Annotated in this window: 14 protein-coding genes; 7 read left to right on the top strand and 7 right to left on the bottom strand. The window is 73.3% G+C overall.

Annotation, left to right across the window (positions count from 1 at the left end):
- Position 1: 1 nt before the first annotated feature.
- The 3 genes from ACZ5DC_RS24090 to ACZ5DC_RS24080 all read left to right on the top strand — a co-directional run bounded on the left by ACZ5DC_RS24090 (position 2) and on the right by ACZ5DC_RS24080 (position 5,024).
- Entirely contained in the window at positions 2-724 is a 723-nt protein-coding gene (locus ACZ5DC_RS24090; protein ID WP_468655813.1) for an FAD-binding oxidoreductase, read from the top strand.
- 30 nt (positions 725-754) lie between these two features.
- The gene (locus tag ACZ5DC_RS24085) at positions 755-1,027 is read left to right on the top strand and encodes a DUF6510 family protein (RefSeq protein ID WP_366754512.1); all 273 of its coding nucleotides are present in this window, start codon (positions 755-757) and stop codon (positions 1,025-1,027) included.
- A gap of 166 nt (positions 1,028-1,193) precedes the next feature.
- A complete protein-coding gene (locus tag ACZ5DC_RS24080; RefSeq protein WP_468655811.1) occupies positions 1,194-5,024 on the top strand; it encodes a S8 family peptidase in 3,831 nt (1,276 codons plus the stop codon).
- Positions 5,025-5,191: 167 nt separating this feature from the next.
- On the opposite strand, the gene ACZ5DC_RS24075 is transcribed toward ACZ5DC_RS24080, so the two are convergent.
- Positions 5,192-6,196, bottom strand: coding sequence for a helix-turn-helix domain-containing protein (locus ACZ5DC_RS24075; protein ID WP_468655810.1), 1,005 nt, complete (start codon positions 6,194-6,196; stop codon positions 5,192-5,194).
- A gap of 493 nt (positions 6,197-6,689) precedes the next feature.
- On the opposite strand from ACZ5DC_RS24075, the gene ACZ5DC_RS24070 reads away from it, so the two are divergent.
- The 3 genes from ACZ5DC_RS24070 to ACZ5DC_RS24060 all read left to right on the top strand — a co-directional run bounded on the left by ACZ5DC_RS24070 (position 6,690) and on the right by ACZ5DC_RS24060 (position 12,823).
- Positions 6,690-10,775, top strand: a complete 4,086-nt coding sequence (locus ACZ5DC_RS24070) for a discoidin domain-containing protein (RefSeq protein ID WP_468655809.1) — start codon at positions 6,690-6,692, stop codon at positions 10,773-10,775.
- A 144-nt stretch (positions 10,776-10,919) separates the two neighbouring features.
- Positions 10,920-11,780 (top strand): NAD-dependent epimerase/dehydratase family protein, encoded by an 861-nt coding sequence (locus ACZ5DC_RS24065; RefSeq protein ID WP_468655807.1) that lies wholly within the window; start codon positions 10,920-10,922, stop codon positions 11,778-11,780.
- 143 nt (positions 11,781-11,923) lie between these two features.
- Positions 11,924-12,823: a LysR family transcriptional regulator gene (locus tag ACZ5DC_RS24060; protein ID WP_468655806.1), complete on the top strand. Its 900-nt coding sequence runs from the start codon at positions 11,924-11,926 to the stop codon at positions 12,821-12,823.
- Between the two features lie 9 nt (positions 12,824-12,832).
- On the opposite strand, the gene ACZ5DC_RS24055 is transcribed toward ACZ5DC_RS24060, so the two are convergent.
- The 6 genes from ACZ5DC_RS24055 to ACZ5DC_RS24030 form a co-directional block, all read right to left on the bottom strand.
- Positions 12,833-14,086, bottom strand: coding sequence for a vWA domain-containing protein (locus tag ACZ5DC_RS24055; RefSeq protein ID WP_468656104.1), 1,254 nt, complete (start codon positions 14,084-14,086; stop codon positions 12,833-12,835).
- Positions 14,087-14,217: 131 nt separating this feature from the next.
- Positions 14,218-15,519: an AAA family ATPase gene (locus ACZ5DC_RS24050; protein ID WP_468655804.1), complete on the bottom strand. Its 1,302-nt coding sequence runs from the start codon at positions 15,517-15,519 to the stop codon at positions 14,218-14,220.
- 114 nt (positions 15,520-15,633) lie between these two features.
- Positions 15,634-17,136, bottom strand: a complete 1,503-nt coding sequence (locus ACZ5DC_RS24045; protein ID WP_468655802.1) for a hypothetical protein — start codon at positions 17,134-17,136, stop codon at positions 15,634-15,636.
- A gap of 161 nt (positions 17,137-17,297) precedes the next feature.
- The gene (locus tag ACZ5DC_RS24040; RefSeq protein ID WP_468655800.1) at positions 17,298-17,870 is read right to left on the bottom strand and encodes a DoxX family membrane protein; all 573 of its coding nucleotides are present in this window, start codon (positions 17,868-17,870) and stop codon (positions 17,298-17,300) included.
- 221 nt (positions 17,871-18,091) lie between these two features.
- Entirely contained in the window at positions 18,092-18,877 is a 786-nt protein-coding gene (locus tag ACZ5DC_RS24035) for a helix-turn-helix domain-containing protein (RefSeq protein ID WP_468655798.1), read from the bottom strand.
- Between the two features lie 72 nt (positions 18,878-18,949).
- Positions 18,950-19,240: a DUF6355 family natural product biosynthesis protein gene (locus ACZ5DC_RS24030; protein WP_468655796.1), complete on the bottom strand. Its 291-nt coding sequence runs from the start codon at positions 19,238-19,240 to the stop codon at positions 18,950-18,952.
- A 402-nt stretch (positions 19,241-19,642) separates the two neighbouring features.
- Here ACZ5DC_RS24030 and ACZ5DC_RS24025 point away from each other — a divergent pair, with 402 nt between their 5' ends.
- Positions 19,643-20,935: a ThuA domain-containing protein gene (locus tag ACZ5DC_RS24025; RefSeq protein WP_468655794.1), complete on the top strand. Its 1,293-nt coding sequence runs from the start codon at positions 19,643-19,645 to the stop codon at positions 20,933-20,935.
- Positions 20,936-20,991: the final 56 nt, after the last annotated feature.

Raw genomic sequence — 20,991 nt, 5'->3', positions numbered from 1 at the left:
CGTGGCCCTCGCCTGGCGGCCGGCACGGCTGGTCGAACGGCATGCGCAGAGCGCGACCGCCCGTACGCTGGTGTTCACCGTGCCCGGCTGGCCCGGTCACCTGCCCGGCCAGCACGTCGACGTGCGCCTCACCGCCGACGACGGCTACCAGGCCGTCCGCAGCTACTCCCTGGCGGCGCCCGCCGACGACGACCGGCTGGAACTGGGTGTGCAGGCCGTGTCCGACGGTGAGGTCTCGCCCTACCTGGCGGACCGACTGCCGCCGGGCGAGCAGGTCGAGATGCGCGGACCGCTCGGCAACTGGTTCGTGTGGCGCCCGGAGCAGACCGAACCGGTGCTCTCGGTGGCGGGCGGCTCCGGTGTCGTACCGCTCATGGCCATGGTCCGCGCCCACCGCTCGGCCGGCTCGCGCAGCCTCTTCCAACTGGTGTACTCCGTGCGCGATCCCGAGGACATCTGGTACCGGGAGGAACTCGAAGACGGCGGCCCGTTCCTCGACGTACGGTTCCTCCACACCCGCCGGAGCCCGCACGGCGCTCCCCGCGCGCCCGGCCGCGTCACGGCGGCGGACCTGCGGGAGCCGGCGGCCCGCCTGGACCCGGTGAGTCCCGTCTACGTCTGCGGTCCCACCGGATTCGTGGAGACCGTCGGTGAGCTGCTCGTCGAGCTGTTCGCGGGCCGGGGGAAGGAACCCGCGACCATCCGCACCGAACGCTTCGGCTGACCCTTCCGCTCCGGACGAGGGGAGATTCTCATGGGAGACCCCGGCGCCTTCCTCGACGGCAACGCTCTTGCCGGTCCGTTGTCGGAGATCCTCTCCGTGGAGCCCACCACGGCCTGGTGGCGATGCCCCCACTGCAAGCGGGCGGGGTCGCTGGCGCAACTGCGCCTCTACGGGCCCGAACCCGGGATCACCGCCCGCTGCCCGGGGTGCGCCTATGTCGCGCTGCGCCTGGTCAAGGAGGAAGACCACGTCTGGCTGACGCTGGGCAGCGGGACCGGCGCGTTCCGGTTCCGCACCGCCTGAAGGGGAAACGCGGCGGCACGACCCGCGCGCACTCCCGGCGAGCTCCGGCGTGTCGCCGTTGAGACATGTCGCAGCTGTGACAGCTCGCGCCCGTGACAGGTCCGGCCTTCTCGCCAAATGATTTCGGACAGTTGTGATCTACGGCTGTTCGAAAGGTGTTTCCCTGATGGCAAAGTTCCGCCTCACGGCGGCGATATCAACAGGATTGGTACTGCTTGCCGGCGCCGTACCCAGCACCGCCGTGGCGCGGACGGCGACCAGCGGTACCGTCACTCGTCCCACGGCGGAACCGGGTGCACGCTCGACGACCGTACGGCTGATCACCGGGGACCAGGTGACCGTGACGTCGCTGCCCGGCGGACGGCGCACCGCGTCGGTGCGGCCCGGTCCCGGTCGCGAGCGCATCCCCTTCGAGACGTTCGAGGCGGACGGCAAGTCGCTGACCGTGCTCCCGCGGGACGCCGAGGCCCTGGTGTCCGCGGGCGCACTGGACCGCCGGCTGTTCGACGTGACCGCCCTGATCTCACAGGGCTACGACGAGGCACACACCTCCGCCCTCCCGCTGATCGTCTCCTCCGAGCCGTCCCCGGACGGGTCCAGGGTCACCGCCGAGGCGGCACGCGCCGCCGCGGCCACCGCCGACCGGCTCGTGGCACTCCGCACGCCGGGCACCGGCTCCCGGAAGCTGCCGAGCATCCACGCACGGTCGCTGCGCGTCGCCGACCGGCAACTGGGCGAGTTCTGGAAGACGTTGAACCCCGGCGGCACAGCCGGCGTCGCCCGTGCCGCACTGACGCCGCGGGTCTCGCTGGACGCCAGGGTGAAGGCCGTGCTGGACCGCAGCACCGCGCAGATCAACGCCCCCACCGCCTGGAAGGCGGGTGACGAGGGCCAGGGCGTCAAGGTGGCCGTGCTCGACACGGGTGCCGACGCGAGCCATCCCGACCTGGCGGGCCGTATCGCCGAGGCCCAGGACTTCTCGGGCAGTTCCAACACGGACGACCACTTCGGTCACGGCACGCACGTCGCCTCGATCGTCGGCGGCAGCGGCGCCGCGTCGGGCGGGACCCGGCGCGGTGTGGCGCCCCGGGCCGACCTCCTCATCGGCAAGGTCCTGGGCGACGACGGCTACGGGTCCGAGTCGGCCGTCATCGACGGCATGCAGTGGGCGACACGCGAACACGCCAAGGTCGTCAACATGAGCCTGGGGTCGGGGTCCCCGACGGACGGCACCGATCCGCTCAGCCAGGCGGTCGACTCCCTCACCGCCTCCAGCGGCACGCTCTTCGTCGTCGCGGCGGGCAACGAGGGCGAGAGCGGCCCGTCCAGCGTCAGCTCGCCGGGTGCGGCCGACGCCGCGCTGACCGTGGGGGCCGTCGACCGTGACGACTCCCTCGCCCCGTTCTCCAGCCGCGGCCCGCGCCTGGGCGACGGCGCGGTCAAGCCCGACGTGACCGCCCCCGGGGTCGGCATCGTCGCCGCCCGCGCAACCGGCACCACCCTGGGCGACCCGGTCGACGCCCACTACGTCGCCCTGTCGGGGACCTCCATGGCCACCCCGCACGTCGCCGGCGCCGCCGCGCTGCTGGCCCAGCGGCACCCGGACTGGGACGCCCAACAGCTCAAGGACGCGCTGATCAGCACCGCGCACACCGTGCCCCGCACACGGGTGACCGAGCAGGGCGGCGGCCGTATCGACGTGGCCGCGGCCCTGGGCCCGGTGCGGGCCAGCGGTTCCGTCACCCTCGCCCCGCTGCGGACCGGCGGCACGGGAGGGCGGCAGCAGTCGGCCACGGTTCGCTACACCAACTCCGGCGACCGTCCCGTCACGCTCTCCCTGGCCCTCAGCCTGGCCACCGATTCCGGGCGCGCGCTCCCGGACGGGGTGGTCGGCCTCGGCTCCGACACGGTGCGGCTCGCGCCCGGCGCCACGGCCGAGGTGCCGCTGAGCACCGACGCCCGGCACGCGGTCCGTGGCGCCTACTACGGGTACCTCACCGCGAAGTCCGCGGACGGTGCCGTTCTCACGCACACCACCGTCTCCCTCGCCGTACACGCCCCGCAGCACAGACTGACCGTGGTCTACCGCGACCGCGACGGCAAGGTGATGCCGGACTGGCTGCCCACGATCTGGGGCCCCGACGGATTCGTGGACTACACGGACAGGCAGGCCCACGTCGCCCTCGTGGAAGAGGGCACGTACTACGTCAGTTCGTCCTTCTACGACATGACCGCTCACGGCGGCGAGGCGGGCACCGTCGTCGTCCCCGAGGTCAAGGTCACCAAGGACCGGACGGTGACGCTGAACGCCGCCGAGGCCACCCCGGTGCGCATCCGCACACCTCGCCCGGCCGAGCAGCACGGCGTCCTCAGCACGACCGTGTACCGCCGGATCGACGGCCACGGACTGATCCAGGGAGCCATGTACTTCGACGACGTCACCCGCCTCTACGTCAGCCCGACCTCCCGGGTCACCGACGGCGACTTCGAGTTCTCCTCGCGCTGGCAGCTGGTGGCCCCGCAACTGCGGGCGAAGGTCTCCGGCGGCTCCGGGGAGTTCACCCCGTTCTACGAGGCGGACTCCCCCGTCTTCCCGGACCGCGGCGCACGGCTGACCGCCGTGGACGCGGGCACGTCGTCGGCGCCGGACTTCCGTCGCGCACGCGGGAAACTCGCCGTCGTACGGTACGACTTCTCCGTCACCGAGCCCGAACTCGCCCGGTCCGCCGCGAAGGCCGGGGCCAAGGCGCTGCTGATGGTGTGGCCCGAGGACCAGGACAGCGCCTGGACCCGCTGGAAGCCGACGGGTGACCGGACGGCGCTGCCCGGCATGCGGGCCTCCTGGAAGGACGGCACCGCCCTGCTGCGACGCGTCGACAAGGGCACCACGACGGTGACGTTCTCCGGCACGGTGCGCAGCCCGTACCTGTACGACGTGGTGCAGGTGTCGAAGGGCTTCGTCCCCCAGCAGGTCGTGCACACCGTCTCGCAGCGGGAGAGCGCCGTGGTGCGCAGCACGTACACCCGCACCGGCGCCTCTCCGTGGGCCAGCGAGCAGCGCTTCGCGTGGCGGCCCTACCAGCAGACCGCGTGGAACCAGTACAGCCGGTACGTGCCGGTGGGCCGCGAGCGCGTCGAGTACGTGACCGGCGGGGACACGCTGTGGAACCACGTCGTGCACCACGACGTCGTCGAGGTTCCCGACCTGCCGCTGGCGGCCGGCATGTGGAACGCGCCGCGCACCTACCGTCCCGGCCAGCGTGCCACGGAGCGGTGGTTCGGAACGCCGGTCCGCCCGTCCATCCCCCGCGGCTGGACCATGCCGTCGGTCCGCAAGGGCGACACCCTGAGCGTGTACGTCCCGGAGTTCACCGATTCCGACGCCGGACACTGGTCGTTCGCGGAGTCGAGCGGCTTCGGCACCGGCCGGGCGGCCGCCGCCGACGACGTCGCCACGGCGGTGCTGTACCGCGACGGCAAGCAGACCGCGGCCTCCGACGACGGCGCGTGGGGCAGCTTCGAAGTGGCCCCGGGCGACGCCCGGTTCCGGCTCGACCTGACGACCGCCCGTGTCTCGGACGACTGGCGCCTCGGCGTGCGCACGCACACCTCGTGGACGTTCCGCTCGGACACCACGGCCGGCGCCGCCCCGCTGCCGCTGCTCCAGCTCGACTACGCCGTACCGGCGGACGCGCAGGGCGCCGTGAGCCGGGCGCGCGCACATCGCCTGGGCTTCACCGTCCGCATGCAGGACGGCGTGGCCGCCCCGCTCGGCGTACGTCTGAAGGCCGAGGCGTCGTACGACGGCGGGAAGACCTGGACCACCGCGCGCACCGAGCGGCACGGCGACGGCCGGCAGTTCACGGCCACCGTGGAGCGGCCGTCGAAGGTGCGCGGTGACGCCTACGTGACGCTCCGCGTGACCGCCACGGACTCGGCCGGCGACAGCGTGCGCCAGACCGTGGAGCGGGCGTACCTGCACCGCGGTACGGCGTGACACGCGGACGTCGCTGACGCGCGCGGACACTCGGTACGGCGGGTGCCGGGCCCCTCGTGGGCCCGGCACCCGCCGCGTGTGTCAGTGGACGGGGCGGAGCGCGGCAGCGGCCGGCACGCGCCTGCGCGCCGCGTGCCCGTGGTGCGGGCGGCGCCGGGCGGGCCCGTTCACAGCCAGCCGCGTCGCGACGCCTGCCAGGCGAGCTGCATACGGGTCACCGCGCCGGCGCGCTCCATCATCCCCTGGATGCGGCGCTGGACCGTCCGGCGGCTCAGCCCCATCTGGGAGGCGATCGCCTTGTCGGCGACCCCCGCCACGAGCAACGACAGCAGCTTGCGGTCGGTGGCCGAGAGCGAGTCGGCCGGACCGGCGCCGTCGGCCCCCGCGAGCGTGCCGGTGCCGTCGATGTCCAGGGGGACGGCGTCCTCCCAGTAGCAGTCGAAGAGGGCGAGGAGGGCCGCGAGCAGGTTGCTGTCCCTGACCAGCGCGGTGGTCGGTTCCTCCGGGCTGCCGTGCGGTCCGCCGGCCACGAGGGGGAAGACGGCGACGGAGCGGTCGGCGATGGCCAGACGCAGCGGCAGGTGCGGTACGGCACGGGCCACCTCACCGGCCCGCACACCCTCCACCACGTTCTCCAGGGCCCCCTCGTCGTCGAAGAACGCCTTCTCGTACAGCACCCGGTAGCGCACGCCCCGGGCCAGCGCCTCGAACTCCTCGGTGTTGGTGCCCGACGGCATGGCCACGTACTGGGCCTTGCAGAACCACAGCATCTCGTGGCGCGCGCTCGACTGGATCTGCCGGAGCTGCTGACGCAGGGCCTCCGCACCGGTGATCACCTCCAGCAACTGGCCGGCGTCGTGCCTGCGCATCGTCTCCCGATAGGACTCGATGAGACGTGCGGCCTCGAACCGGGCCAGGTCCAGCGCGTCGGCGCTGCGCTTCAGCCGGGGCAGCAGCGCCACCTCGGGCGGGGCGGGGCGGAACACCCTGGGGGTGCCGTCCGTATGGGTGGCGAGGCCCTTGGTGACCAGTGAGTCCAGGATCCGCCCGGCCTCCGCGTCGGTCAGGCGGGCCCGCTGGGCGATGTCCTCCCGGGTGGCCCGACCGGACGTCACGAGCATCTGGTAGAGGGCTTCCTCCTCGTGCGAGACGCCAGCCGCCTCCAGCGCCACGGACGCCTCCCGGAATCTTGGAATCCACCGTTTGAATATCGTACTACTGTGGGCGCCTCGGCCCCGCCTGTCGCCCCACCACATCACCCTCCGGCACCGATCACATGTGCAACCACCTCACACATATACGGCGACCACCCACCCCACCGAGCCACGGCCGGCCGAGTGACACCCCACGTCATTAAGGGCGGTGCCGGGAACGCGAAGCCCGAGGAATCCACTCAAACCCCTCACACCTTACCTTGCCCGCCGCGGTACACACCTCGGCCCGCTCGCACACACACGGACCGCCGGCCACACCCTTCCCTCATTCGCTGTAGCCATGTTGTGCCAGAACCCGTCACAAGACGGCGGAACCGGTCGAACATCGATCCGCGCATCAGGGGTTGACACGAGCCGCTGCGCCACCCAGCCTTTGGCAACGTTGTCATTCCTCCTGCGTCAGACCCGGAGAGGTCCGGACCGCACCGCTTTTTGATGGGACGTCACGCTCATGACAGATCAGTCGGATCCGTCGCGGCATCCGTCGCGACGGGCCATCGTCACCACGGGTACCACCCTGCTGGCCGGATTCGGCCTCGGTTTGCCTCCTGCGGCGACCGCGGTCGCCGCGCCCGGCGGCGCGCCGGTGGGCTCTGCCGCCTCCCCCGGTGAGCTGGCGCTCCACCGGCCGGTCTCGGTGTCTTCCACGGCCTACGCCGCCACCCCCGGTTCCTTCGTGGTCGACCGCCTCTCCTCCCCCGGCGTCAAGGGCAGCGGCTGGCGTGCCGAAGGCGGTGACCCGCAGTGGATAGCCGTCGACCTCCAGGCGGCCTGCGAGGTCACACGGGTCCGCCTCACCTTCGAGGCCGACGCCTCCGACCCGGTGTACACGCCGCCCACCAGCGGCAATGTGCACAGCGGCACCACCGGTGACGAGATCCAGTCGAGCTTCTCGCTGGTGTTCACGGTCGAGACGTCCGTGGACCACGAGTCCTGGACGACGGTGTACAGCACCACGGCCGGCACCGGTGGCGTCGTCGACGTCCAGCTTCCCCGGCCGGTGTCCGCGCGCTGGGTGCGCATGACGTCGCGCAAGCGCTCCAGCCCGCTGCCCCTCGGCCTCAACGGCTTCGAGGTGTACGGCACCGCCAGGGGCCACCGTCCCTCGGCCACCGGGTGGACCGACTGGGGAACCCGGCACGACGAGGCCCCGGCGCTCACGGTCGCCGGTGACGGGACCGTGCCCGTGGAGTCGGGCTGGCGGCTCACCATGGACGACTGGGCCGGCGCGGACGGCGCCGGTCTGTCGAAGACGTCCGTCGACACCAGCGGCTGGCTGCCCGCGACCGTACCCGGCACGGTGCTGGGCTCGCTCGTGGAGCAGGGCAAGCTGCCCGACCCGGTGGCGGGTCTGAACAACCTGCGGGTACCGGAGGCGCTGTCGCGCCACTCCTGGTGGTACAAGCGGGACTTCGCCCTGCCGCGCGGGCTGCGCACCGGGGCCGGCCGGCACGTCTGGCTGGAGTTCGACGGCGTCAACCACAAGGCCGACGTGTGGCTCAACGGCACGCGGGTGGGCGACCTGACGTACCCGTTCGCCCGTGCCGCCTTCGACGTCACCCGGCAGCTCGCCGCGAGCGGCGAGAACGCGCTCGCGGTGAAGATCACGCCGATGCCGGTGCCGGGCAGCCCGGGTGACAAGGGGCCGCTGGGCGAGTCCTGGGTCGACGCCGGCGCGCAGCAGATGAACCTCAACTCCCCGACGTACCTGGCCTCCTCGGGCTGGGACTGGATGCCGGCCGTACGGGACCGCGCGGCGGGCATCTGGAACCACGTCCGGCTCAGATCGACCGGGCACGTCGTCATCGGCGACCCCCGCGTGGACACCGTGCTGCCCGCGCTGCCGGATGTGTCGGTGGCCGAGCTGACCATCGTCGTGCCGGTGCGCAACGCGGACACCGCCGACCACGAGGCGACGGTCACGGCCGCCTTCGACGGGGTGCGGGTGTCGAAGACGGTCACCGTGAAGGCGGGCGGGAGCCTGGACGTCGTCTTCGCGCCGGACGCCTTCGGCCAGTTGAGGCTGCGCGAGCCCGAGCTGTGGTGGCCGAACGGGCTGGGCGAGGCGCACCTGCACGACCTCACGCTCACCGCCACGGCCGGCGGCCAGGAGAGCGACCGGCGCACCACCCGCTTCGGCATCCGCCAGTTCGGCTACGAGTACGACGTGCCGCTCGCGTTCACCGCTTCCGGCGACGCCTACACGCAGACCGTGACCTTCGCCCGGCAGCAGGCCCGGCACGTCCGCGTCCGCTGCCTGACGCGGGCCACCTCCTGGGGCAGCTCCCTGTGGACCCTGTCCGTCCGGGACGGCACCCGGCCGGACACCGACCTCGCGCTGCACGCCCACGCCGAGGCGTCCAGCACCGATCAGGACGGCAACGGCGCGGCCAACGCCACCGACGGCGACCCCGGCACCCGCTGGTCCTCCGCCTACGAGGACGACCAGTGGATCAGGGTGGACCTCGGCTCCGTCCAGACCTTCGACCGGGTCGACCTCACCTGGGAGCAGGCGTACGCGAAGACCTTCGTCGTCCAGGTCTCCTCGAACGGCTCGGACTGGACCGATGTGACGTCGGTGGACAACGGGGCGGTTCCGCTGCCGTTCAACAACGGCAACGCCAGTCTCCAGGTGGAGGACTTCGACCGGCGGACCGCACGCTACGTCCGTCTCGACTGCGGTCTGCGCAACACCAGTTGGGGCAACTCGCTGTGGTCGCTGTCCGTCGTCGACCGGAGTGAACCCGGCACCGACCTCGCCCTGCGCCAGAAGGCCACCGCCTCCACGGAGGAGTCCGACCACCCGGCGTCGAACGCCACCGACGGCAACCCGAACACCCGCTGGTCCTCCGCCTACGAGGACCACCAGTGGATCCAGGTGGACCTCGGCTCCTCGCGGGCGTTCGACCGCGTCGCCGTCGTCTGGGAGACCGCCTACCCGAAGTCGTACACGATCCAGGTGTCCGACGACGGTGACACCTGGACCGACGTGAAGACCGTGTCGAACACCCCGGACCCGCTGAAGATCAGCGTCAACGGCGTGCGCGTGCTGGCTCGCGGCGGCAACTGGGGCTGGGACGAACTGCTGCGCCGGATGCCGGCGGAGCGCATGGACGCGGCGGTGCGGATGCACCGGGACATGAACTTCACGATGATCCGCAACTGGGTCGGCAGCAGCGACCGTGAGGAGTTCTTCGCGGCCTGCGACCGGCACGGCATCCTGGTGTGGAACGACTTCCCCAACGCGTGGGGCATGGACCCGCCGGACCACGACGCCTTCAACGCGATCGCGCGGGACACCGTGCTGCGGTACCGCATCCACCCGTCCGTGGCGGTCTGGTGCGGCGCCAACGAGGGCAACCCCCCGGCCGCCATCGACAAGGGGATGCGCGAGGCGGTGGAGCAGCAGGTGCCCGGCGTGCTCTACCAGAACAACTCGGCGGGCGGCATCATCACGGGCGGCGGCCCCTACGGCTGGGTGGAACCGGAGAAGTACTTCGACCCGATGACGTACGGCAGCCGTGACTTCGGCTTCCACACCGAGATCGGCATGCCCGTCGTCTCCACCGCGGCGAGCACCCGCAGCATGACGGGCGACGAGCCGGAGTGGCCGATCCGGGGTGCGTGGTACTACCACGACTGGAGCGAGCGCGGGAACCAGGCGCCGCAGAACTACAAGGCCGCCATCGAGGCCCGGCTGGGCGAGTCCGGTGACCTGGACGACTTCGCCCGCAAGGCGCAGTTCGTCAACTACGAGAACACCCGGGCCATGTTCGAGGCGTGGAACGCCAACCTGTGGGACAACGCATCCGGTCTGATGCTGTGGATGTCCCACCCGGCCTGGCACAGCACCGTCTGGCAGACGTACGACTACGACTTCGACGTCAACGGCACCTACTACGGCGCCCGTTCGGCCTGCGAGCCGCTGCACGTGCAGGCCGATCCGGTGAAGTGGCGGGTCATCGCGGTGAACCACACGTCGGCGGACCTGCGGGGCGCCACCGTCACCGCGCGGCTGTACGACCTGTCCGGCCGGCAGCTCGGCGGGAGCAGGACGGCCCGGGTGGACGTGGAACGGGCGTCCACCGCCGAGGCGTTCACCGCCGCGTGGACGGACGGCCTCCCGGACCTGCACCTGCTGCGGCTGACGCTGGAGGACTCCCGGGGCGGGGAGCTGTCGCGGAACACCTACTGGCGCTACCGCGAGACCGCCGCGCTGCGGGGACTGAACAAGGCGAAGCAGGTGAAGCTCACGGGTGCGATCACCCGGCGGTCGCAGTCCGGCGACCGCGAGGAGCTGACGGCGGTGGTCCGCAACCAGGGCTCGGCGGTGGCCGCCATGGTCCGGCTGTCGCTGCTGGAGGACGCGCACGGCCGGCGGGTGCTGCCGACGCTGTACAGCGACAACTACCTGTGGCTGCTGCCCGGCGAGTCCCGCACCGTCCGGCTGTCCTGGCCGAAGGGGGCGAGCGCGGCACGGCACCCGGTGCTGACGGCACAGGCGTACAACGGCCCGGCCGCGACCCTGCGCGGCTGACCCGCCTCCGCCCTTCCGGCGCCTGTGATGCCCTTCGGGTATCACAGGCGCCGGAAGAGGTCTTGGACGCGGCTCCGTTCCCGAGCGCAGGCTGATCAGCGAAGCCGGCGACATCAGCGAGCTGCGGACGACAGGAGCCATGACATGAAGATCTTCCTCACCGGCGGATCCGGATACATCGGCAAGGCCACGATCAGTGCGCTGGTCCGCCACGGGCACACCGTGGAGGCGCTGGCCCGCAACGACCGCGCCGCCGGGACCGTCGCCGCCCTCGGGGCGACACCGGTGCGCGGCGGGCTGGGCGACCTCGCTGTGCTGAACGCGGCGGCGGCCCGCGCGGAGGCGGTCGTCCACCTGGCGCAGGCCGGTACCGGGGACGAGGACCTCGCGGCGGCCGGCGCCATGCAGGACGGCGTGGGCAGCGGCACCTATGTGCACACCGGCGGCACCTGGGTCCACGGCGACACGGACGGGGTCGTGGACGAGACCGCCCCCTGGAACCCGCCGTCCCTGGTCGCCTGGCGCGCGCCGGTGGAGGACGCCGTGCTGCGGCGCGCGCGGCAGGGCGGCCGTCCCGTCGTGGTGCGGCCCGGTCTGCTGTACGGCGGCGAGAACCGCCTCATCGACATGTTCTACGCGGTCCCGGGCAAGGAGGCGGGCGCCGTTCCGTACATCGGCGACGGCGCGAACCGCTGGGCGCTGGTGCACGTCGACGACATCGCGGAACTGTACGTCGCCGCGCTGAAGGCGGCGCCCGGTTCGGTGTACGTCGGCGTGGGCGGGGTGAACCCCACCGCCAGGGAGTGCTCGCTGGCCGTGGCCCGCTCCGTCGGCCTCGACGGCAAGGTCGCCTCCCTCACCCTGGAGCAGGCCCGTGAGCGGATGGGCCCGGTCGCGGACGCCTTCGCCCTGGACCAGCGGTTCACTCCGGCGCGCGCCGAGGCCGAGCTGGGCTGGACGCCCGCGCACACCGACCCGCTGGCCGTCCTCGCCGGCGAGGAGTGACCACGGCGAGGACGCGGCGGGCGCCGTCCGTGACGTCCCGGCCGCGGCCCGGACGGCCGGAGCCGTGGCCGGGACGGGTAGATTCGTACACGACTGCCTCGATCGTCCCACAGGGTCTCGGAGAGAGTGAGCGGTGAGTCCGGGTGGATGTCGACCTGCGCAAGCTCCGGTATTTCGTGGCCGTGGCCGAGGAACTGCACTTCGGGCGCGCGGCCGAGCGGCTGCACGTCGCGCAGCCGGTGCTGTCCCGGCAGATCCGGAGCCTGGAGGACGACCTGGGCGTCGAGGTCTTCGCACGGGACCGGCGCGGCACGCTGCTCACCGCGGCCGGGGAGCAGTTGCTGGAGGACGCCGTCCCGCTGCTCGCGTCGGCGGAGGCGCTGCTGCGGCGGGTGCGGACGACGGCGCGGGGCACCCCCACGCTGACCATCGGGTTCATGCCCGGCATCACTCTCACCCCGGCCACGGCGCTCTTCACCGCCCGCCGCCCCGGCGTCGACGTGCGTCTGCTGCGCACCAGCTGGGACGACCAGGTGCGGGTGCTGCACGACGGCCGGGCGGACATCGGCGTCGTGCGGCTGCCCATCGACCGGCGGGGCCTTCGGGTGCGGCCGCTCTTCCGGGAGCCGCGGGTCGTCATCGTGCCGGCCGGGCACCGGCTGGCGGACAGGGCGTCGGTGACCGTCGGCGACCTCGCCCCCGAGCACCTGCTCCAGGACCCGGACGCCGTACCCGAATGGCGTGACGTGGCACTGGAGCTGCGCGAGCGGCGGCGGCCCGGGGTGCCCGCGATCCACCAGGTGGAGGAGAAACTGGAACTGGTGGCCTCCGGTGCGGGCGTCTGCGTGCTCCCGCTGTCCACCGCCCGTTTCTACACCCGTCCCGACGTGGTCCCGCTGCCCGTGGAGGACATCGGCCCCAACGAGGTGGCCCTGGCGTGGGCGGCGTCCCGGCGCTCGCCCCTCGTCCACGACTTCGCCGAGGCCGCGGCACAGACCCTCGGCCGGTCCCGGCCCGAGACACCGCCGCCGCCGGAAAGCTGAGGGTCATGCTCAGCCGATCGTCACGACCCGTGCCCAGGGCGGTGGGGTGTCCGGGACGTAGTCGGGGTCGTCCTCGTCCGCGGCGTGGGCGGGGCGCGGGAAGAGGCCGACGACGGTGCGGCAGGGCGGCTGGGTGGAGGGCCACGGGGTCTGTCCGTCCGTGAGGGCCACGATCACGTCCGGGCGGGGACGGGAGCGCAGCGCCCGGATGAAACCGGAGCGCAGATCGGTTCCGCCGCCGCCGACCAGGGCGAGGTTCTCGGCGCGGCAGAGGGGGACGGCGACCCCGGCCGCCGCGTCGCAGGAGATCACCGAGACCAGGTCGCGCCGTCCGCCCACGGCCCGCGCGATCGCCGCGACCTCCAGCAGCGCGCTGCCCAGTTCGGCGTCGCTCACCGACCCGGAGGTGTCGATCACGACGCAGACCCGGGGCGGTTCGCGGCGCAGGCTCGGCAGCAGCACTCCGGGGACACCGGCCGAGCGCCGGGACGGACGCCGGTAGCTGTGGTCCTCGCCCGCCCCGGGCGCGCCCGTCGCCGAGCGGACCGCCGCTCCGAGCAACTGCCGCCAGGGCTGCGGCGGGTGGAACACCTCCTCGGCCCACCGGCGCCATCCCTCCGGCGCGTGGCCGGGCCGGCCCTTGATGCCCTCGGCCACCCGGAAGCGGACCGCGTCCCGCTGCTGCCTGCTCAGCCCGTGCGCCCCCTCGGGTCCCAGCTCCCACGGCCGGGCCTGCCCGTCGGCACCGCTGCCGCAGTCCAGCCAGGCCAGGTCCGCGGTGAGCCCGGACAGCGACGCCGTGCTCAGGTACTCCTCCATGAGCAGACCTTCGGGCAGCCGCAGCAGGGACGGATGGACCGCCCCGGCCGGCCGGGGCAGGCCGTCCCCGTAGATGTCGTCGTTGATCTCGAAGTCGGCGGCGATGTTCCGCCGTAGCCGCTCGCGGCTCCCGGCCCGGCAGGCCCCCGTCCCGCCCCGCTCGCCCGGTGGCCCGTGCCCGTCATGCTCCCGTGCGTACCGCTCGCCCCGCGCGTGGTGGTCGCGGAGCAGGTGGGAGACCTCGTGCACCCAGACGCCCGCCAGTTCCCCCACCGGGGTGCGCGCCACGAACCCCGGTGAGACGTAGCAGCGCCAGTGCGCGTCCACCGCCATCGTCGGCACCGAGCGGTCCTCCACCACGTGCAGCGCGAAGAGGGCGGCGGCCAGGTAGGGGCGGACCCGCACCGCGTGCAGCCGGGCGGCGAGCAGCTTCTCCTGGTCCAGCGGCAGTCCGGGACGGTCGTACGGCCCGCCGGAGGCGGTCGGCTCGGGCGGCGCCGTGGCCCGTACCGGGCGGGGCGGCGCGGGCCGGGGCAGGGGACGCGGCAGCGGCACCGGGCGCTTGGCGGCCCCCGTCACCGGCGCGTCCCCGTCGTACGCCCGGCGCCGGCCGCCCTGGCCCGTCCCACGGACTCATCCGCCCGCCGGACGAGGCCGACCACCCGTGCCAGCCGCTCCACCGCCTCCGGCACCTCCCAGTCGTCGCGCCGCAGCGCCGCCAGCGTCGTCGCCGGCGCCACCAGCAGGTCCGCGGCGCCGGTCTCCAGGGCCCGGACCAGTACCGCCCAGGCCGCCTCCCACCGCTGCCGCTCCGGCCGGGCTCCGACGGCGGCCACCACCGCCTCCAGCGTCGCCTGGCACAGATCGCCCCGCTCGGGCAGCTCGGCGCGGGCGGGGTCGGCCAGCAGCGACTCGGGGTCCGGCAGGTCCATCCGGTCCAGGTGGGCGAGGAGTTCGAGCCCCGGGCCGTCCCCCACCGCGCCCCGCACCAGCAGCGCCAGCACCTCGCGGGAGACGGAGGCCGCCGTGCCGAAGGCCAGCAGGGTCAGCGCGGCGTCCCAGCTGCGGGGCGAGGGCCAGGCGGCGCCGCGCCGTGCCTCCGTGCCGGGCAGCCGGTGGATCAGCGTGGGCCGGGCCCGCAGGAAGCCGCAGACCGCGCGCCGGGCGTGGGCCACCGCTTCCGGCAGCCGCTCGGGCGCCAGCCGGGGCAGCTCGGCCCGGGGCCAGACCCCGCCGAGCCCGCGCACCACCACCTCTGGGTCGTGCACCCAGTGCAGGTGCACGAACCGGTTGGCGAGCGGCGGGCTCAGCTCCCACCCGTCCGCCGCGGAGGCGCGCGGATTCGCGGCGGCCACGACCCGTACGCCCCGCGGTAGTTGCAGGGCGCCCACCTTCCGCTCCAGGACGACCCGGAGCAGTGCGGCCTGGACGGCGGGGGTGGCGGTGGAGAGTTCGTCCAGGAACAGCAGCCCCCGTCCGGCCCGCACCAGCTCCACGGCCCACTGCGGTGGCGCCATCGGCACGCCCCGCACCGCCGGGTCCTCGCCCACGATGGGCAGCCCGGAGAAGTCGGACGGCTCGTGGACGCTGGCGATCACGGTCGTCAGCGGCAGGCCGAGGGAGTCGGCGAGCTGTGTCAGGGCCGCGGTCTTGCCGATGCCCGGTTCGCCCCAGAGCAGTACGGGCAGGTCGGCCGCGACGGCCAGGGTCAGTGCCGCGAGCTGGTCGTCGGGGCGGGGCTCGGTGGTGGTGGTCCGCAGGAGGGTCAGGAGGTCGTCGGCTACGGCGAGCCGGGCGCGGGTGCCGGACGGGCCGGCGGGCTGGGGTGCGGGCGCGGCGGCGGAGACCGCGGTCCGCCGGAGGGTGCTGGAGGTCATGGGCATCACCTGGGTGGGCTGGGGGAACGGGAGGGCCCGTCCAAAGGTCGTGAGGGCATGGGGCACCGCTGGGTGAGGTGGGCGGGCCGGGTGGGCTGAGCGGAGGATGGCCGGTCAGCGCATGAGGCCGGTGCGTGGCCGGGCCCGGCTGCTCCGCTTGCCGAGCAGGGCGTGCGGGGTACGGCGCTCGGGCCGGGGGCGGTGACCCGCGTCCGAGGCGTCGCCGCCTGCGGCGGTACGCGCGGCGGGGTGCACGGTGACCAGCCCCGAGCGGAAGAGACCGTGGTCGACGCGTCGGGTCGCGGCCGACTCCAGTTCCCGCCGGAGCGGCCCGTCGGGCAGGAGGGCGCCGGGACCGAGGAGTCCCTCGACCACGGTCAGCGCTCCGGTGACGTCACCGTGCAGGAGCCGCTCCCGGACCGCGGGCAGTGCCTCTGGGCTGCTATGCACCGCGTCGATGGCCCGCAGGCAGGGCAGCGCCGGGCCGCCGAGCGCCACCAGCAGCTCTTCCCGCCGTAGCTCGCCCGGATCGTGGTCGATCGCGGTCAGCACCCCGTCCCGCGGCGCGATGCGGTGGATCTCGCCCCGGCACCGCACCCGGTGCGGGTCGTCGGGACCGGGCGCCGGTCCGGCCGCCGTGGCCGGGCTCCGCTGCGCCAGTGCCGCGGCGACGAGCGGATGCAGGCGACCGGCCGTGACGAGCCCGGCGCGCAGCAGTTCCAGGTCGGGCAGGACGCGGGCCGCCGCTTCCGGCAGCACGGGAAGCGCGGCGACCTGCTGGGAGGGCAGTGGCTCCCGCAGGGGCCGGAACGCCGGGGCGTGGCTGTCGTCGGGTGCGACGAGTTCGAGCACGGCACGGTCGCGGGCGCCGAGCCGCACGGTGAAGGCGCCGCGAGGGCGGCGGCCCTCGGCCCGCAGCAGCAGCTCCGCCTCGGCGGCCCAGCGGGAGACCGCCCACGAGGCGTCGCCGCCGGGCCGGTCCGGACGAACCGGATCACCCGGGCGGTCCCGGAGATCCGGCGGGGCCGGCCGGCGCGTTCCGCCGCAGCGGCCGGGCGGCGTCGGCGGTGCGTCGTCCGCGCCGCAGCGCCGGGCGAGTTCGCCGCTCCGTGCGGAGTCCCACAGGTGCCGGTGCAGGTCGAGGCGGTGGCGCCGGTCGGGGTAGGGGTGCGGGTGGTGCCCCGGGACGGTGTTTCCGGGCCCCTCCCACAGGGTCAGCGACATGCGCTGCCCGGCGTCCGCCCAGGCCGGCGGTGTCCGCACCACCAGATGCAGCGGTGTGCCGCCCGGACTGCCGTACCGGGCGAGGCAGAGGGTGAGGCCGGGTCGGAGCCGTCCGTCGGGAGCGATCCGGGGCATGTGCCAGCGGAGCAGATCCGGCGCCAGCCGGCGCAGATCCGCGCGGAGCCGAGCGGCGGCATCGGTGCCGTGGCGGTTGCGCACGGCGCGCAGATCGAGGTCGACGTCGACGCGGGCGGCGGCGCAGGCCCCCGACCAGTCGCCGACCGCACGACGCGCGGTCGCGGTCTCGATCATGGACGGTGGCACGGCGTACTCGCGCACGCGCTGCCACATCGACAGGCGGGAGGGGATGTCGTTCGCGAGGTGATGTGCCATCAGCACTCACCTTGCGCGGACGATTCCCCCAATCCGTACGAGGAGAAGGTCTTCATCCCCCGCATCGTAACCACAGCGCTGACGATCTGTCCCCGCATTATGCGCGCCCTGTGCGGGCAGGGCTGCTCACCCCTCTGCGAGGGCGCCTGTGGGTGTGCGGCCTAGAAGCTGAGGGAGAGGGCGGCTCCGATGCCGCCCAGGCCGAGGGCGACGGCGGCCTCCGTCCAGCCGCCCCTGCCCCAGCGGAAGAAGCGGTCGGCGGCCAGCCGGCCGGGGCCGATGGCGGCGACGGCCAGGGCAGCGACGGCGATCGACACGTTGTACTCCACACCCCCGTCCGTGTCCCACGGGCCGTGGGCGGCGGTCACCGTGACCATCGCGTTGATCATGACGCCGATCAGGGCGGCGGCCGCGAGCGGGGTCAGCAGCCCGAGGGCCAGGCCGAGACCGCCGAGCAGCTCGGACAGTCCCCCGATCAGGGCGAAGAGCTTGCCCGGACGGAATCCCAGGGACGCGAAGGCCCTGCCGGTCGCGGTGAGGCCGCCGCCGCCGAAGAGACCGAAGACCTTCTGAGCGCCGTGCGCGGCCATGAACAGGCCGAAGGTCAGCCGCAGGAGCAGCAGGCCGCAGTCGGCCGCGGTCACCGTCGGCCCGCCGGCGGCCGCCGTGGCGGTGGGGTGCGCCGCCGGCTGAGGGGACTGCGGAGAACGGTTCAGGATGTGTTTGATCAACATGGCAATGATCCGGTCGGAGCGCCGAAACGGGCGTTTCCCCCAGCTCGCGCGGATGCCGAGCAACCGATGACGTGTGGGTGCGCGCCGCACATCAGCACCGGGCACACACGCCTCACAAGCGATCCTTGCGGTGCGGGGCCCGTTGTGCATCTGGGAGGGCCGCGCCGGCCACCGGGGCCCACGACGGTTCGGTCCGCCACGGGGCGGTGGGAGGTGGCGGCTCAGGCATCGGAGGGCACGGTGGCCTGCCACTGCCTGGGGGTGATGCCGTAGGTCCGCCGGAAGAGCCGGCTGAAGTGGGAGGGGCTGGTGAAGCCCCAGCTGTGGGCCACGGCGGCCACGCTACGGCGCCGGCCGCGCAGTTCGGCGCGGCAGGCGTCGAGCCTGCTCTGCCGTATCCAGGCGCTCACGGTGGTGCCGCCGGACTGGAAGAGCTTGTGCAGGTAGCGCACCGAGATGTGGTGGGCCCGGGCGATCGACTCGGGCGCGAGGTCCGGGTCCATGAGGTTGTCCTGGATGTACTGCCGGATCCGCGTCAGCATCTCGTGGCCGCCGGGGGCGGGGCGCCGTCCGCGTGTCCGGAGGACGTCCCGGACGAGGAGGGCCACGAGGTCGGCCGTGTTCAGGGCGAGGCAGCGGCCGACGGTCAGGCGCTGGTGGCGTGGCGTTCCGGCGAGTGCGGTCAGGAACTGCGAGACCAGCGACGTCAGGCCGCTGCGGGCGTCGAGGTGGGTGTGCGCGACCTCGCGCAGGTCGGCGGCCGACGCGTCCAGCAGGCACAGGGGGACGCGGAAGAGGGCCAGGTTCCCGCCGTGGGAAAGGAGGTCGGGGCGGAAGGCGGCGCCGAGGAGGATGTCGCCGGGCTCCAGCCGCAGCGGGGAGTCGTGCGGGAGAAGCGCCGGCTCGTCGGAGACGTTGACGGCCAGGCAGAGGTGCTCGTCGTCGCCGCCGGCCGGCCACGGCAGGTGGACGATCCGCCGGCCTTGCCGTGGCAGACCGGCCGGCACCCGCGCGAGAGTGCGCTCACAGGACGGTTCCGGTGCGCTCGGAGAACACCGGGCCCGGGCGCCGCGCCGGTGTCAGCAGGTGCGGCCCGTGTAATAGGCGCCCTGGATCCTGGTGGCGGAGCCCAGCCAGGTCCGGCCCGGGGCGACGCACTGCTCGTAGTCGGGCGCCAGGGCCACCTCGACCTTGATCACCACGTGGGAGCCGTCGGAGGTGCAGTGGTTGTAGTAGGCGTCGGAGCCGGTCTCGTAGAAGCCGCACGGATCGGCGGCCGCCGGGGTCGCGGTGACGGTGCCGGCGCCCAGGAAGGCGAAGGCGAGGGCGAAGGCACCGAGGGTGCTGGTCAGCTGACGACGGACACGCACGACGAACTCCTCGTGGGGTGCGGGAGGGGGAAGCGGGGGCGCCCGGGCCCGGGGCACGCGTCCATGCTCACCTACCGCGGCGGCCCGGTACGCCTCCTGCCTGCCTGATTCACCCGCCGAATCATTTCCTCGCTACGCCATCCGGGTCACGGCTCTGGACACGCGTCCGGACCGCAGCGGGCCGACGGGAGAAGCCGCGCGTCCCCCGGCCCCGTTGGCTATAGGTGCTTAACGCACCTGGTCCTCCAGGGACTTTCTTGTCGTCAGCTCTTGACGGGTGTGGTCCAGACCTTTAGGTTCACCGGCCAGCAGCATCTACGCATACGACCAGCACTCACGTTCATGAACGCCTTCGCTCATGCCTGGCCCCCGTTCCGGGCCCGGCCGAGAAGGGAGCATCGGATGCAACAGGTGAGATCCGGCGCGGCACGCATCCCCATGTGGCTGGCCTTTGTCCTCGCGGCGCTGGTCAGCCTGACGGCGCAGCCACCCGCCCAGGCCGCTCCGGCCGCGGAGCCGTTCCGTGTGCTGGCGCTGTACAACGGCACCTGGGACGCCGCACACATCAGCTTCGTCCACGAAGCCAACCAGTGGTTCCCCCAGCAGGCGGCGGCGAACGGCTTCACCTACACCGCCAGCAACAACTGGGACCTCCTCGCGAACGGCGGTGTCAACAGCTACCAGGTGGTCCTCTTCCTCGACGACCTGCCCCAGTCGGCCGCCCAACGGGCGGGTTTCGAGCAGTACATGCGGGGCGGCGGCGCCTGGATGGGCTTCCACGTCTCGGCCTTCACCACCGACGCGCAGAGCTGGCCGTGGTACCACAACCAGTTCCTGGGCAGCGGGAACTTCCGCTCCAACACCTGGGGTCCGACCACGGCCGTCCTGCGCGTGGAGGACCGTACGCACCCCTCGACCCGGAACCTGCCCGCCACCTTCACCTCGTCGGTGAGCGAGTGGTACAGCTGGTCCAACGACCTGCGGCAGAACCCCGACATCAAGATCCTGGCCTCCGTCGACCCCAGCAGCTTCCCGCTCGGCACCGACCCCAACCAGACCTGGTACAGCGGGTACTACCCGATCCTGTGGACGAACACCAAGTACAAGATGCTGTACGCGAACTTCGGCCACAACGCGATGAACTACGACACCAACACGGCCCTGTCGTCCACCTTCGCCAGCGCCACGCAGAACCAGTTCGTCCTGGACGGGCTGAAGTGGCTGGGCGGGGCGGCCTCGTCCCAGCCGCCCACGGACGGCATCTCCGAGACCGCCTGGTACACGCTGCGCAACACCGGCAACGGAACGTGTGCCGACGCCCGTGCCGCCGGCACGGCCAACGGGACCGTCGTCCAGCAGTACACCTGCAACTCCACCACGGCACAGCAGTTCCAGTTCCGCTCCACCGACAGCGGCTACACGCGCATCGCCGCTCGCGGCAACCCGCAGCAGGTCGTCGACGTCGTCGACCGTTCGACGGCCGACAACGCGCCCTTGCAGCTGTGGTCCTACGGTGGGGGCACCAACCAGCAGTGGCTGCCGGTGAAGGAGGCCACCGGGCGGTACCACTTCACCGCCCGGCACAGCGGGAAGTGCCTGACCGCGTCCGCCACGGCCGCCGACAGCGTGCAGCTCACCCAGCGGACCTGTGACGGCTCCGGCGCCCAGAGCTTCCAACTGGCCGCCCAGCCCTGATCGGCCGGCCGCCCCGGACCCGCCCCGGCCGGACACCGTCGCCCCGATGCCACGTC

Source organism: Streptomyces sp. NPDC031445 (genome assembly GCF_055581365.1).
Note: the sequence above shows the minus strand (reverse complement) of the source record. Positions and strands in the feature narration are given on the sequence as shown.

Excerpts from the sequence above, each read along its gene's own strand:
- ACZ5DC_RS24080 (WP_468655811.1), top strand. The coding sequence starts at position 1,194 with ATGGCAAAGTTCCGCCTCACGGCGGCGATATCAACAGGATTGGTACTG.
- ACZ5DC_RS24085 (WP_366754512.1), top strand. The coding sequence starts at position 755 with ATGGGAGACCCCGGCGCCTTCCTCGACGGCAACGCTCTTGCCGGTCCG.
- ACZ5DC_RS24070 (WP_468655809.1), top strand. The coding sequence starts at position 6,690 with ATGACAGATCAGTCGGATCCGTCGCGGCATCCGTCGCGACGGGCCATC.
- ACZ5DC_RS24065 (WP_468655807.1), top strand. The coding sequence starts at position 10,920 with ATGAAGATCTTCCTCACCGGCGGATCCGGATACATCGGCAAGGCCACG.
- ACZ5DC_RS24040 (WP_468655800.1), bottom strand. The coding sequence starts at position 17,870 with ATGTTGATCAAACACATCCTGAACCGTTCTCCGCAGTCCCCTCAGCCG.
- ACZ5DC_RS24025 (WP_468655794.1), top strand. The coding sequence starts at position 19,643 with ATGCAACAGGTGAGATCCGGCGCGGCACGCATCCCCATGTGGCTGGCC.
- ACZ5DC_RS24045 (WP_468655802.1), bottom strand. The coding sequence starts at position 17,136 with ATGGCACATCACCTCGCGAACGACATCCCCTCCCGCCTGTCGATGTGG.
- ACZ5DC_RS24050 (WP_468655804.1), bottom strand. The coding sequence starts at position 15,519 with ATGACCTCCAGCACCCTCCGGCGGACCGCGGTCTCCGCCGCCGCGCCC.